Origin of the sequence: Streptomyces sp. NPDC002994 (assembly GCF_040611155.1) — a bacterium.
Lineage (GTDB): Bacteria > Actinomycetota > Actinomycetes > Streptomycetales > Streptomycetaceae > Streptomyces.
In genome coordinates this window covers 1-13273 of sequence record NZ_JBEXNQ010000057.1, presented here as the reverse complement: position 1 = coordinate 13273, position 13273 = coordinate 1, and the positions used below count along the sequence as shown (strand labels likewise).

At 69.0% G+C, this 13273-nt stretch carries 12 protein-coding genes and 1 pseudogene; 8 read left to right on the top strand and 5 right to left on the bottom strand.

Annotated elements, in window-relative coordinates:
* From ABZX79_RS37395 to pssA, 7 genes and pseudogenes are all read left to right on the top strand, one after another.
* Positions 1–276 (top strand): annotated as a pseudogene (locus tag ABZX79_RS37395) (crotonyl-CoA carboxylase/reductase); the annotation flags it as partial.
* Positions 276–2288, top strand: a complete 2013-nt coding sequence (locus ABZX79_RS37390) for a protein meaA (RefSeq protein WP_355268394.1) — start codon at positions 276–278, stop codon at positions 2286–2288. The pseudogene ABZX79_RS37395 and the gene ABZX79_RS37390, both read left to right, overlap by 1 nt.
* Positions 2285–3259: a CoA ester lyase gene (locus ABZX79_RS37385; protein ID WP_355268392.1), complete on the top strand. Its 975-nt coding sequence runs from the start codon at positions 2285–2287 to the stop codon at positions 3257–3259. Before ABZX79_RS37390 ends, ABZX79_RS37385 begins: the two co-directional genes overlap by 4 nt.
* 43 nt (positions 3260–3302) lie before the next feature.
* Positions 3303–3815: a MaoC family dehydratase gene (locus ABZX79_RS37380; protein WP_355268389.1), complete on the top strand. Its 513-nt coding sequence runs from the start codon at positions 3303–3305 to the stop codon at positions 3813–3815.
* 2 nt (positions 3816–3817) lie between these two features.
* The gene (locus ABZX79_RS37375; RefSeq protein ID WP_215126628.1) at positions 3818–5023 is read left to right on the top strand and encodes an acyl-CoA dehydrogenase family protein; all 1206 of its coding nucleotides are present in this window, start codon (positions 3818–3820) and stop codon (positions 5021–5023) included.
* Positions 5024–5204: 181 nt separating this feature from the next.
* Positions 5205–5861 (top strand): phosphatidylserine decarboxylase, encoded by a 657-nt coding sequence (locus tag ABZX79_RS37370; RefSeq protein WP_355268386.1) that lies wholly within the window; start codon positions 5205–5207, stop codon positions 5859–5861.
* Positions 5848–6702 carry a CDP-diacylglycerol--serine O-phosphatidyltransferase gene (pssA, locus tag ABZX79_RS37365; protein WP_355268383.1) on the top strand — a complete coding sequence of 285 codons (855 nt, stop codon included), beginning with the start codon at positions 5848–5850 and terminating at the stop codon, positions 6700–6702. The genes ABZX79_RS37370 and pssA overlap by 14 nt, the downstream gene beginning before the upstream one ends.
* Before the next feature lie 78 nt (positions 6703–6780).
* Here the strand turns inward: pssA and ABZX79_RS37360 are convergent, their stop codons facing one another.
* From ABZX79_RS37360 to ABZX79_RS37340, 5 genes are read right to left on the bottom strand one after another with little or no spacing between them, the layout of a single operon-like run.
* On the bottom strand, positions 6781–8052 hold the full coding sequence (locus tag ABZX79_RS37360; RefSeq protein WP_355268380.1) for an ABC transporter substrate-binding protein: 1272 nt from the start codon (positions 8050–8052) through the stop codon (positions 6781–6783).
* Between the two features lie 2 nt (positions 8053–8054).
* A complete protein-coding gene (locus ABZX79_RS37355; RefSeq protein ID WP_355268377.1) occupies positions 8055–9113 on the bottom strand; it encodes a branched-chain amino acid ABC transporter permease in 1059 nt (352 codons plus the stop codon).
* Positions 9106–9996, bottom strand: a complete 891-nt coding sequence (locus ABZX79_RS37350; RefSeq protein WP_355268374.1) for a branched-chain amino acid ABC transporter permease — start codon at positions 9994–9996, stop codon at positions 9106–9108. The genes ABZX79_RS37355 and ABZX79_RS37350 overlap by 8 nt, the downstream gene beginning before the upstream one ends.
* Positions 9993–10775 carry an ABC transporter ATP-binding protein gene (locus tag ABZX79_RS37345; RefSeq protein WP_355268371.1) on the bottom strand — a complete coding sequence of 261 codons (783 nt, stop codon included), beginning with the start codon at positions 10773–10775 and terminating at the stop codon, positions 9993–9995. The genes ABZX79_RS37350 and ABZX79_RS37345 overlap by 4 nt, the downstream gene beginning before the upstream one ends.
* A complete protein-coding gene (locus tag ABZX79_RS37340) occupies positions 10772–11584 on the bottom strand; it encodes an ABC transporter ATP-binding protein (RefSeq protein WP_355268368.1) in 813 nt (270 codons plus the stop codon). Before ABZX79_RS37340 ends, ABZX79_RS37345 begins: the two co-directional genes overlap by 4 nt.
* Before the next feature lie 181 nt (positions 11585–11765).
* Here ABZX79_RS37340 and ABZX79_RS37335 point away from each other — a divergent pair, with 181 nt between their 5' ends.
* Positions 11766–13004 (top strand): helix-turn-helix domain-containing protein, encoded by a 1239-nt coding sequence (locus ABZX79_RS37335; RefSeq protein ID WP_355268365.1) that lies wholly within the window; start codon positions 11766–11768, stop codon positions 13002–13004.
* Positions 13005–13273 lie beyond the last annotated feature (269 nt).

The window sequence follows — 13273 nt, the reverse complement described above, 5'->3', positions numbered from 1 at the left end:
TGGATGTCGCTGAAGCGGATCATCGGCTCGCACTTCGCCAACTACCGCGAGGCGTGGGAGGCCAACCGCCTGATCGCCAAGGGCAAGATCCACCCGACGCTCTCGAAGGTGTACTCGCTGGAGGACACCGGCCAGGCGGCGTACGACGTCCACCGCAACCTGCACCAGGGCAAGGTCGGCGTGCTGGCGCTGGCGCCCCGCGAGGGTCTGGGCGTCCGCAACCACGAGCTCCGTGAGCAGCACATCGACGCGATCAACCGCTTCCGGAACATCTGATGGGTGAGCGTCGGAAGGACCGGCCCTGGCTCATGCGGACGTACGCCGGTCACTCGACCGCCGAGGCGTCCAACGAGCTGTACCGCAACAACCTCGCCAAGGGCCAGACCGGCCTGTCGGTCGCGTTCGACCTTCCGACGCAGACCGGCTACGACCCCGACCACATCCTCGCCCGCGGCGAGGTCGGCCGGGTCGGGGTCCCGGTCTCCCATCTCGGTGACATGCGGCGTCTGTTCCAGGACATCCCCCTGGAGCAGATGAACACCTCGATGACCATCAACGCCACCGCCATGTGGCTGCTGGCGATGTACCAGGTCGTCGCGGAGGAGCAGGGCGCCGACATCACCAAGCTCCAGGGGACGACGCAGAACGACATCGTCAAGGAGTACCTGTCGCGCGGGACGCACGTCTTCCCGCCGGTGCCGAGCCTGCGGCTGACGACGGACATGATCACCTACACGGTGAACCACATCCCCAAGTGGAACCCGATCAACATCTGCAGCTACCACCTCCAGGAGGCCGGCGCCACGCCGGTCCAGGAGATCGCGTACGCCATGAGCACGGCGATCGCCGTACTCGACGCCGTACGGGACAGCGGTCAGGTGCCGCCGGAGAAGTTCGGGGACGTCGTCGCCCGTATCTCCTTCTTCGTGAACGCGGGCGTCCGCTTCGTCGAGGAGATGTGCAAGATGCGCGCCTTCGGCCGCATCTGGGACAAGGTCACGCGCGAGCGGTACGGCATCGAAAGCGAAAAGCAGCGCCGCTTCCGCTACGGCGTGCAGGTCAACTCGCTGGGCCTCACCGAGGCGCAGCCGGAGAACAACGTCCAGCGCATCGTCCTCGAAATGCTGGCCGTCACCCTCTCCAAGGACGCCCGCGCCCGCGCCGTGCAGCTCCCCGCCTGGAACGAGGCGCTTGGCCTGCCCCGCCCCTGGGACCAGCAGTGGTCGCTACGCATACAGCAGGTCCTCGCGCTGGAGAGCGATCTGCTGGAGTACGAGGACATCTTCGCCGGGTCGCACGTCATCGAGGCCAAGGTGGAGGAGCTCGTCGCCGACTCCTTCGCCGAGATGGACCGTATCGAGGAGATGGGCGGCGCGATGGCCGCCGTCGAGTCCGGCTACCTCAAGTCGCAGCTGGTCTCCTCGCACGCGGAGCGCCGCGCCCGCATCGAGTCGGGCGACGAGAAGATCGTCGGCGTCAACTGCTACGAGTCGACCGCGCCCAGCCCGCTCACCGCGGACCTGGACGGCGCGATCATGACGGTCGACCCGGCCAACGAGGCGCGCGTCGTCGCCAAGCTCCACGAGTGGCGCGACAACCGCGACGAGGCGCGCGCGACCGAGGCCCTGGCGGCCCTCAAGAAGGCCGCGGCGGGCACCGAGAACCTCATGGCCGCGACCGTCGAGTGCGCCCGCGCGGGCGTCACCACCGGCGAGTGGTCCTGGGCGCTGCGCGACGTGTTCGGCGAGTTCCGCGCGCCGACGGGCGTGAGCAGCGCCCCGGTCGCGGTCACCGCCGAGGCGGGCACACCGCTCGCGTACGTACGGGAGAAGGTGTCCCGTACGGCCGACGAGCTCGGCTCGGGGCGGCTGCGCCTGCTGGTCGGCAAGCCCGGCCTGGACGGGCACTCCAACGGCGCCGAGCAGATCGCCGTACGCGCGCGCGACGCGGGCTTCGAGGTGGTCTACCAGGGCATCAGGCTGACGCCCGAACAGATCGTGAGCGCCGCCCTCGCCGAGGACGTGCACTGCGTCGGTCTGTCGATCCTGTCCGGCTCGCACGCCGAGCTGGTGCCGGACGTTCTCGTACGCCTGCGGGACGCCGGCGCGGCCGACATTCCGGTGATCGCGGGCGGGATCATTCCGCCTGCGGACGCCGAGGCGCTGCGCGCTGCCGGAGTGGCCGCAGTTTTTACCCCTAAGGACTTCGGTATCACGGAGATCATCGGCCGTATCGTCGACGAGATCCGGAAAGCGAACAAGCTCGACCCTCTGGAGGTCTCCGCATGACCACGCCCACGCCCGCCGTGAACCGGCTGCGCCCGCGCCGCTCCTGCCTCGCTGTTCCCGGCTCGAACCCGCGCTTCCTGGAGAAGGCCCAGGGCCTGCCGGCCGACCAGGTCTTCCTGGACCTGGAGGACGCGTGCGCGCCGCTCGCCAAGGAAGGCGCCCGGCACACCATCGTCGACGCGCTGAACAACGGTGACTGGACGGGCAAGACCCGGGTCGTGCGGGTCAACGACTGGACGACTCACTGGACGTACCGCGATGTCATCACGGTCGTCGAGGGCGCGGGCCCGAACCTCGACTGCATCATGCTGCCGAAGGTTCAGGACGCGCAGCAGGTCGTGGCACTCGACCTCCTCCTCACCCAGATCGAGAAGACGATGGGCTTCGAGGTCGGCAAGATCGGCATCGAGGCGCAGATCGAGAACGCGAAGGGCTTGGTGAACGTCGACGAGATCGCCGCCGCCTCGCCGCGCCTCGAGACGATCATCTTCGGCCCGGCGGACTTCATGGCCTCCATCAACATGAAGACCCTGGTCGTCGGCATGCAGCCCCCCGGCTACGGCGCCGATGCCTATCACTACATCCTGATGCGCATCCTGATGGCGGCCCGTATGCACGACCTCCAGGCGATCGACGGCCCCTTCCTCCAGATCCGCGACGTGGACGCGTACCGCGAGGTCGCGGGCCGTGCGGCAGCCCTCGGCTTCGACGGTAAGTGGGTTCTGCACCCCGGTCAGGTCGACGCGGCCAACGAGGTGTTCTCGCCCTCCCAGGAGGACTACGACCACGCCGAGCTGATCCTCGACGCGTACGACTACTGCACCTCTGAGGCGGGCGGCAAGAAGGGCTCCGCGATGCTCGGCGACGAGATGATCGACGAAGCCAGCCGCAAGATGGCGCTGGTCATCTCCGGCAAGGGTCGCGCGGCCGGCATGCAGCGCACCTCCAAATTCGAAGCGCCTGCCGCCTGACGGCGGATCCACCCCCTTCGCCCCGCCCCGGAAGGCAGCTCCCATGCAATTTGGCCGTACCTACGAAGAATTCACGATCGGCGACGTCTACAAGCACTGGCCCGGGAAGACGGTCACGGAGTACGACGACCACCTCTTCTGCCTGCTGACCATGAACCACCACCCGCTGCACATGGACAGCAACTACGCCGAGAAGACGACCGACTTCGGCAAGAACGTCGTCGTCGGCAACTACATCTACTCGCTGCTGCTCGGCATGTCCGTCCCCGACGTGTCCGGTAAGGCCATCGCCAACCTGGAGGTCGAGTCGCTCAAGCACATCGCGCCGACCTTCCACGGCGACACGATCTACGGCGAGACCACCGTCCTCGACAAGACGCCGTCGAAGTCCAAGAACGACCGCGGCATCGTCTACGTCGAGACGAAGGGCTACAAGCAGGACGGCACCGTCGTCTGCGTGTTCCGGCGCAAGGTGATGGTCCCGACCGAGACGTACATCAAGGAGCGCGGCGGCGAGCAGCCCGGCCGCCCAGAGCCGAAGACGCAGGAGAAGTAGCCATGGCCCGTCTCGCCCAGACCGCCGGTCTTACCGACATCCAGCAGGAAATCCTGGCCACGGTCAGGAACTTCGTCGACAAGGAGATCCTCCCTGTCGCGACCGAGCTGGAGCACCGTGACGAGTACCCGACGGAGATCGTCGAGGGCCTCAAGGAGCTCGGACTCTTCGGGCTGATGATCCCCGAGGAGTACGGCGGCCTGGGTGAGTCCCTTCTCACTTACGCGCTGTGTGTCGAAGAAATAGCTCGTGGCTGGATGAGCGTCTCCGGGATCATCAACACGCACTTCATCGTGGCGTACATGCTCAAGCAGCACGGCACGCAGGAGCAGAAGGACACCTTCCTGCCGCGCATGGCGCTGGGCGAGGTGCGGGGCGCGTTCTCGATGTCGGAGCCGGCGCTCGGATCGGACGTGTCGGCGATCACATCCAAGGGTGTGAAGGACGGCGACGAGTACGTCCTGACCGGCCAGAAGATGTGGCTGACGAACGGCGGCTCGTCCACGCTCGTCGCGGTCCTGTGCCGCAGTGACGAGGGTCTCCCCGAGGGCTCGCCCCCGCACAAGCAGATGACGACCTTCCTGGTGGAGAAGGAGCCGGGCTTCGGTGAGGTGCGTCCCGGCCTGACCATCCCCGGGAAGATCGACAAGATGGGGTACAAGGGCGTCGACACCACCGAACTGATCATGGACGGACTGCGCATTCCGGCCAATCGTGTACTCGGTGGGACAACCGGCCGAGGGTTTTACCAAATGATGGACGGCGTCGAGGTCGGCCGCGTCAATGTGGCGGCGCGTGGCTGCGGCGTCGCACAGCGTGCGTTCGAATTGGGTGTCTCGTATGCCCAGCAACGTCACACTTTCGGCAAGCCGATCGCTCAGCACCAGGCGATTCAGTTCAAGCTGGCCGACATGGCTACCAAGGTCGAGGCCGCGCATGCGATGATGGTTAACGCAGCACGCAAAAAGGACTCCGGGGAACGAAACGACCTAGAGGCAGGGATGGCGAAGTACCTCGCCTCCGAATACTGCAAGGAAGTCGTCGAGGACGCCTTCCGTATCCATGGCGGTTACGGGTTCTCGAAGGAGTACGAGATCGAGCGCCTCTACCGCGAGGCACCGATGCTGCTCATCGGTGAAGGTACCGCCGAGATCCAGAAAATGATCATCGGTCGGCGACTCCTCGAAGAGTACCGATTCCAGGGCTGATTGCACCTTTTGCGGGTAAATCACCGCGAAAAAGATCACACCCTGGGGGCCTTTGCCGTCGGCTTCCGGCCGTCCGACTCGGCTTCTGGCTTGCCCAGTTGCGCCCCGCAACCGCTACCATCGCCGATAAGCCGCCGTCCCCCTGTTGCCAGCGCGGCATCATCCGCTACGAAGGTCATCCATGCCCCACAGCCAAACCTCTGCACCACGCGACGGCCTCCTCAAGGGACGCCTTGCTCGCGGAGCATCGCCGTGGCTTCTGCCGACCGTCGCCACCGCGGCGCTCAGCCTCGTCCGGGCTCGTAAGTCCGGCCGCTGGGCTGCCGTCGCCGTGCCCACCACCGCGCTCGCGGCGGGCATGCTGTGGTTCTTCCGCGACCCCGAGCGCGAGATCACACAGGGCCGGGTCATCTCCCCGGCCGACGGAGTGGTGCAGAGCATCATGCCGTGGAAGGACGGACGTACCCGCGTCGCGATCTTCATGAGCCCGCTGAACGTCCACGTCAACCGTGCCCCGCTCGCGGGCACGGTGACGTCGGTCGAGCACATCCCCGGTGGGTTCGTTCCGGCGTTCAACAAGGAGAGCGAGAACAACGAGCGCGTTGTCTGGCACTTCGACACCGAGCTCGGCGACATCGAGATGATCCAGATCGCCGGCGCCGTCGCCCGCCGCATCGTCCCGTACATCCCGCAGGGTACGAAGGTCGAGCAGGGCGAGCGCATCGGCCTGATCCGGTTCGGTTCGCGCGTCGACATCTACCTCCCCGAGGGTGTCGAGGTCGATGTCGAGGTCGGCCAGGTCACCACCGCGGGGGTGACTCGAATTGACCGTGACTGATCCTGAGACTCAGGCCGGCTGGGTACCGGAGGTCGAGGAAGAGGCCGACGCCGAGGACATGCCGCTCTCTCTGCGGCTGTCAATAGCGGACACCCTCACACTCGGCAACGCCACCTGCGGATTCATGGCGGTGTACTTCACCACCACCGGAATCCTCATCCCGCACCTCCAGGGCAGCGCGGAGACCGGCATGGCGCGGCACAGCGCCGCGACCGCCGTGATCCTGATGCTCCTCGCGGCGATCTTCGACCTCTGCGACGGGCTGGTGGCGCGCAAGCTCCGCAGCTCGCCGATGGGCGCCGAGCTGGACAACCTCTCCGACCTGATCAGCTTCGGGCTCGCCCCCGCCTACTTCGTACTGGTGTACGGAATGGTCGCGGACGACGCCCACCAGCGCGTTTCGGCGCTGGCGGCGATCGTGGTGCTGCTGGCGGTGGTCCTGAGGCTCGCCAGATTCTCCTGCGTGACGCTGAAGGACGGCATGTTCCAGGGCATGCCGAGCCCCTTCGGTGCGCTGACGGTCGTCTCGATCGTGCTGCTGGAGCTCCCCTTCATCCCCACGCTGCTCGCCATCATCGGCGTCGCGTGGCTGATGGTGAGCCGGGTCGAGTACCCGAAACCGCGGGGTGTCCTCGCGGTGGCGATGCTCGCCTGGATCGTGGGCGCGATGGGGCTGCTGGCGGCCTGGGCGTTCGACGCCCCCGGCGGCCAGGTCCTCCTCGCCACCGGCTGTGCGCTTCAGGTGGTCATGGGCGCGGTCATCCCGCTCTTCGCGACCGCGCGGCGCGTGAACACGTTCCGCGACAACCGGCGCGAGGCGCGCGCGGCGCAGCTGCCGTAAGCGTCTGACGTACGTACGAGTGAGGGCCCCGGGGCAGCTGCCCCGGGGCCCTCACTCGTTTTCCTGTGCCCAGGCCCGTCAGCCGCCGACGGTGAAGCTCTTGGCGGCTTCCGAGATCTCCGCTTCCCGTACCACCTTCGTTCCGCCGGTCACCTTCTTGTCCGGCCGCAGGATGACCGTCTGGCGCGAGGAGGGCGCCTTCGGGTCGGTGAAGTCGTGCGTGGTGCCGAAGCCCGAGTCGTACGCGTTGATGGTCAGCAGGGCCTTGCCGACGCCCTCCCGGGTCAGATCCTTTGACGTACACGCCTTCTTCAGCGCCTCACCGAAGACCGAGGCGGCCGTCCAGCCGGCCACCACGCCGTTGTCGAGCGCGTCCGAGGGGTACGCCGCCTTGTAGTCGGCGACGAGCTTCTTGGCGGCCGGTGTGCCGGTGCCGATCGGCTCGGTGGGGCTGGCGACGTAGTAGTTCTTCATCAGCGCCGGCGCGGCCTGGGTGGCGAGAAGCTGCGGCGAGAACGCCGAGTTGTTGCCGATGATCGGCACCTGGAGCTTGACCGCCGCCGCGACACCGACGAGCGAGGCCGCCTGGCGCGGTCCCGCGCTGATGACGACCCCCTTGACGCCGGCCTTCTTGAGCGCCGCGACCTGGGCCGTCATGTCGTTGTCGGTCGGCTTGATCTTCTGCTCGACGACGGTGAGCCCGGCCTTCTCGGCCGCGTACTTCGCGCCGGCCAGCGCGTTCTCGCCGTAGTCGCCCTCGAAGTAGACGTGGCCGATCTTGTCGCCCTTCTTGAGGCCCTTGTCCTTCGTCAGGAAGTCGATGGCGTTGATGGTCTCGACGTCGTACGTATTGCCTATGACGCGGATGTAGGGGCTGCCCAGCAGCGAGGCCGACCAGGCCTGCGGGATGACCAGGCCCTTGTCCTGGCCGTCGATGCGCTGCTTGACCGCGGCGACGAAGGGCGAGCCGATGAACTGGGCGAAGCCGAGGACCTGCGGCGACAGCTCGGTGTAGCCGGAGACGGCCTTCTGCGGGTCGTAGCCGTGGTCGCGCACCACGAGTTCGACCTTCCGGCCGCAGATGCCGCCGTCGGCGTTGGTCTGCTTCGCGTACAGCTGCTGGGCCTGGGTGACGCTCTTGCCGAGGGAGGCGTAGACGCCGGTCATGTCGGTCAGTACACCGAGCTTGATCGTCTTGTCCGTGACGCCCTGACCGGTCTTGACGCCGCCGGCCCCCGCCTTGTCCTCCTTCTTGTCCTTCGCCTTCGAGCTGCACCCGGCCGCGGTCAGCGCGAGCAGCGCCGCGAGCGTGGCGGCGGTGGTCCTGGTGATCTGATTGCGCGTAGTCATCGTTACTTCCCTGAGGTTGTTGTCTTGCGCCGGAAGACTGGCCGCACCAGGCCGCCCGGCAGGAAGAGCACCACCGCGACAATGGCGGCGCCGTAGAGGTACCGGGACGCCTCGCCCGGAGCGACCCCGCCCGTACCGGGGGCGGAGACGAGGGGCAGGGCGTCGCTGTACCGGGTGAGGAGCTGCGGCAGCAGGGAGACGAAGACGGCTCCCACCACCGCTCCCGCGACCGAGCCGAGACCGCCGATGACGATCATGGCGAGGTATTCCAGGGAAAGGATCATGCCGAAGTACTCCGGCACGGTCCGCTGGAAGACCAGCGCGAGCAGCACGCCCGCGAGGCCCGCGTACATGGAGGACAGGACGAACACCGCGGCCCGGTAGCGGGCGACGGGCACCCCGATGACGCCGGCGGCGATGCGGTGGTCGCGGATGGCGTTCATGGCCCGCCCGGGGCGACCGCGCAGCACGCCGCGGGCGAAGAGCGCGCAGCCGGCCAGGGCGAGCAGGCCGACGTACCAGAGCTTCTCGGCGGAACCGAAGGGCACGGCGGCCACCAGCAGCTCGCTCTCGTCGAAGGTGATTCCGAAGAGGCTGAGCGGGGGGACGTCGCGGCCGTTGAAGCCGCCGGTCAGGTCGTGCGCGTTGAAGAGAACGTGCTGGCCGATGAAGATCAGCGCGAGGGTGGCGATACCGAGGTACGCCCCCTGGAGGCGTCCGGCGATGGGACTGAAGAGACCGCCCGCGACCCCGGCCAACGCCACCGCCAGCACTGCCGCGAGCCAGCTGGGCAGGTTCAGGCCGGTCAGGGCCCCCGTACCGTCCCCGGCGAAGACGCAGTAGCCGTACGCGCCGACGGCCAGGAAGAAGGCGTGGCCCATGGAGAGCTGGCCGGTGGCGCCGGTGAGGAGATTGAGGCCGATGGCGCCGATGGCGGCGGCCATCGCGAAGAGCCCGGCCTGGAGCCAGAAGCGCTCCAGGTAGAAGGGCAGCGCGAGGAGCAGGAGCGCTCCGGCGGTCCACAGCACCAGGCGACGGATCCGCTTGTTCGGTTCAGACACGGGCCAGCTCCTTCGTACCGAAGAGGCCGGCCGGGCGTACCAGCAGGACGGCGACCATCACGAGGTACGGGGCGAGGTCGCCGATGCCGCGCCCTAGGAAGGTCAAGTCGCCCTGGTAGCCGGTCGCCAGTGACTCGGTGATGCCGACGAGGAGGCCGCCGACGAGGGCCCCGGTCGTGGAGTCGAGCCCGCCGAGGATCGCGGCGGGGAAGGCCTTCAGCGCGGCGAGGGAGGTGGAGCGTTCGAGTCCCGGCGTCGGGAAGACGGTCAGGAAGAGCGCGGCGACGGCGGCGAGTCCGCCCGCCACGGCCCAGGCGCCGAGGGAGACCCTGCCCAGGCGTACGCCCATCAGCGCGGCGGTCTCGGAGCTCTCGGCGGCGGCGCGCATCGCCACGCCCCAGGAGGTGAAGCGGAAGGAGAGCAGGAAGACCGTGATGAGCAGGCCCGCGGCGACGAACGCGGCGATGCGGGTGTGCGCGACGCTCACGCCCCCGAAGGTCAGCACCGAGTCGCCCCATGGATCGCCGAGGGCGAGCACATCGGTGCCGATGCGCCGGGTCAGCTCGGTGGTGAGGAGGATGTCGACGCCGATGGTGACGATGGCGAGCACGCTGTGGTTCGAGCCCCGGTAGCGGCGCATCACCAGGAACTCGACCCCGGCGCCGACGGCGGCGGCGCCGCCGATCCCGGCGAGCAGGGCGAGCCAGAAGCCGATGTCGTCGTGCAGGACGGCGGTGACGTAGCCGCCGGCGAGCAGCAGCGAGGCGTGGGCGAAGTTGACGACCTCGGTGGCACGGAAGATCACCACGAAGCCGAGGGCGATCAGGGCGTAGACGGAACCGATCGATATCCCGTTGAGGAGAAGCTCGGCGAAGGTGGTCATGAGGGGGCCTCCTCTCCCAGGTAGGCGCGGACGACGGCGGGGTCGGACTGGACGGACGCGGGCGTGCCGTCGGCGATCAGCCGCCCGAAGTCGAGGACGGTCACGGAGTCTGCGAGCCGCATCACGACGCCCATGTCGTGCTCGACCAGCACGATGGAGATGCCGAGGCTGTCCCGTACGCCCGCGACGATGGAGGCGGTGACGCGTCGTTCGTCGGCGGTCATGCCGGCGACCGGCTCGTCGAGGAGCAGCAGTCTGGGCTCCATGCACAGGGCACGGGCCAGCTCGGCGAGCTTCTGCTGCCCGTACGGCAAGGTGCCCGCGGGACGGCTGAGTTGATTTTCGAGTCCCACGAACGCGGCGATTTCCCGCACCCGTTCACGGTGCCGCGCCTCCTCCCGTACGGCGGAAGGCAGCCGCAGCCCCGCCGCGACGAAGCCGGTACGGGTGAGCCGGTGACGGCCGAGCATCAGGCTGTCCTCGACGGTGACGCCGGGCGGCAGGGCGAGGTTCTGGAAGATCCTGGCGATGCCGAGATCCGCGATGCGGTGGGGTGCGAGACCGGTCAGCTCTTCGCCGCCGAAGCGGACGCTGCCCGAGGTCGCCCGGTACACGCCCGAAAGGACGTTGAAGCAGGTGGACTTGCCGGCGCCGTTGGGACCGATGACGGCGTGGACGGTTCCGGGCCGTACGGTGAAACTGACCGCGTCCAGCGCGGTGAGACCGGCGAACCGGACCGTCAGGTCCTTTACTTCCAGCGCCGTCGCTTCGGTGCTCATCGCTTCTCCCCCCAGACACTGAGGGTGCGGTGGGCCGCCACGGCCTCGGAGGCGTCGGCCGCGGCCTCCTCGTCGACGACGCCCAGGTAGCGGCGGCGTACCTCGTCGGACGCGGCAAGCTCATCGGCGGGCCCGGACAGCACGACCTCTCCCACATCGAGGACGTACGCGTGCGAGGCGAGGCGCAGCGCGATGGCCGCGTTCTGTTCGACGAGCAGCACGGCCGTGCCCTGTTCGTTGATCTCGGTGATCGTCTCGGCGATCCGCTGGGCCATCAGCGGGGCGAGCCCGAGCGACGGCTCGTCGAGCAGGAGCAGTTTCGGTCCGGCCATCAGGGCTCTGGCGACCGCGAGCATCTGCTGCTCGCCGCCGGAGAGCAGGCCTGCGCGCTGCCCGGCGCGTTCGGCCAGTACCGGGAACAGTTCGTGGACCCGTCGCAGTGCGGCGGCCTGGGCGGCGCGGTTGCCGGTGGAGCCGAGTGCGCCGGCGCGCAGATTGTCGGCGACCGTCATCCGCGCGAACACCTGGCGCCCTTCCGGCACCTGACACAGCCCGGCGGCCACCACCCGGTCCGGTGACAGTCCGGTCAGCGGCCGGCCCCCGAAGGCGACGGTGCCTTCGGTGACCGCTCCGCCGTGAAACGACAACGTGCGGGAAATGGCGCGCAGGAGCGTGGACTTGCCCGCTCCGTTGCTGCCCAGTACGGCGACCACGGCCCCCTCGGGCAACGTCAGCGACACGTGTCGCAGCGCCCTCACGGGTCCGTATCCCGCCGACAGATCCCGTATTTCCAATGCGGCGCCAGCCATGGCACCCCTTCCTCGGGCCGTTCGGTGGCGCTCACCTCAGCACCGGCGGACCCCGCGCGTCCACGGTTGGCGGCACAACCGCTGCCGGTGACCAGCCGCGCGTACGGCCGGTTGTGCACGCGCACAACACCGCGTGTCAGGGGGCTGCCAGACAGGCCCGGGTCGTGACACGCTCCGGCCCATGAGTGGCCGCAGAGCACGGACGGGGCACGACTGGGCGGTGCTGACCGAGGCGGGTACGGCGCTGCTGGAGCGGCTGCCGGAGCTGGTGGACCAGCACGTGCGCGAGCTGCACACGCACTCGCCGCTGTACGCGCAGGTCCTGTCCCAGGACCAGCACTGGCAGGAGATCGAGCAGGCGATGCGGATAGGCATCGAGGCGATCTCGGCCCCGAAGTCGCAGCCGCGCCGCGATCTGGAGTACGCGGAGTGGACGGGCCGGCGCCGGGCGCAGCAGGGCTTCCCGCTGGAGCTGCTGGTGCACTCCTATCGGCAGGCGGGCTATCTGATCTGGGACGCGCTGCTGGAGGGAGCGGCGGGAGCGGCGGGATCGGCGGGAACGGAGGGATCGAGGGGCGGCGATCCGGAGAAGCTCGCGGTGCTGATGCGGGCGGCGACGACGGTGTTCGCGGCGGTGGACGCGGAGACGGCGATGGCGTCGGAGGCGTACCGGGCGACCGAGGCCGAGCTGCGCCACCGTACGGACGAACGGCTCCAGGCGCTGCTCGACGCGCTGCTGGAGGGCAAGGAGTCTCCTCCTGGCCTGGCGGCCCGCGCGGCGGCCGGTCTCGACCTGCCGGAGCAGGGGCGGTACGCGGTGGTGGTGCTGCGGCTGGAGCGGCGGGACGGGCGCGAGCCCTTTCACCGGCGTATTCAGGGCACCGGGATGCGGTTCATCTGGCGGATGCGTACGGACTGCGAGGTGGGCGTGGTCTCGCTGGGCGAGGAGACGACACTGGCCGCGCTGTCGGAGCTCCTTGCCGGGCGGTGTCCGGGCCCCGGCGGCATCAGTCCGGTGGTGAACGGCCTCGCCGGCCTGGGCAAGGCCCGTCGGCTGGCGGACCTGGCGCTGCGGACGTGCGCGCCGGACGCGACCGGGATCGTACGGCTCGACGAGCGGATGCCGACGGCGCTGGTGGTGAGCCAGCCGGAGCTGGCGGGTCAGCTGGTGGCGGACGTGTTCGGCGCCGTGCTGGAGCTGGACCCGGCGGACCGGGTGGTGCTGCTGGAGACGCTGGACGCGTGGCTGGCGTGCGAGGGGTCGGCGGGGCGGGCGGCCGGGCGGCTGTACTGCCACCGGAATACGGTGTTCAACCGGTTGCGGCGGCTGGAGCAGTTGACGTCCCGCTCGCTGTCGCGGCCGCGGGATCTGATCGAGATGACGCTGGCGTTGGACGCGTTTCGGTTGTCCGGGGCGTGAGGTGCGGGTGGCGTGAGCGGGCGCCGGCCCCTGGTCCGGGTGCGGAGGGCGCGAGCGGGCCGTGGGTTGCCTGCGGCGCTGTCCCCTACCCGCCCCTTCCCGAAACTGGGGGCAAGCCCCCAGCCGCCCCCCGGACGCCCTACGGGCGTGTCCTCAAACGCCGGACGGGCTGGATATTGCCCCCTGGGCAACTTCAGCCCCTCCGGCGTTTGAGGAGCGGGGTCTGGGGCAGCGCCCCAGGGGCACCCGCCCCCCAGGACCGTCAGGTC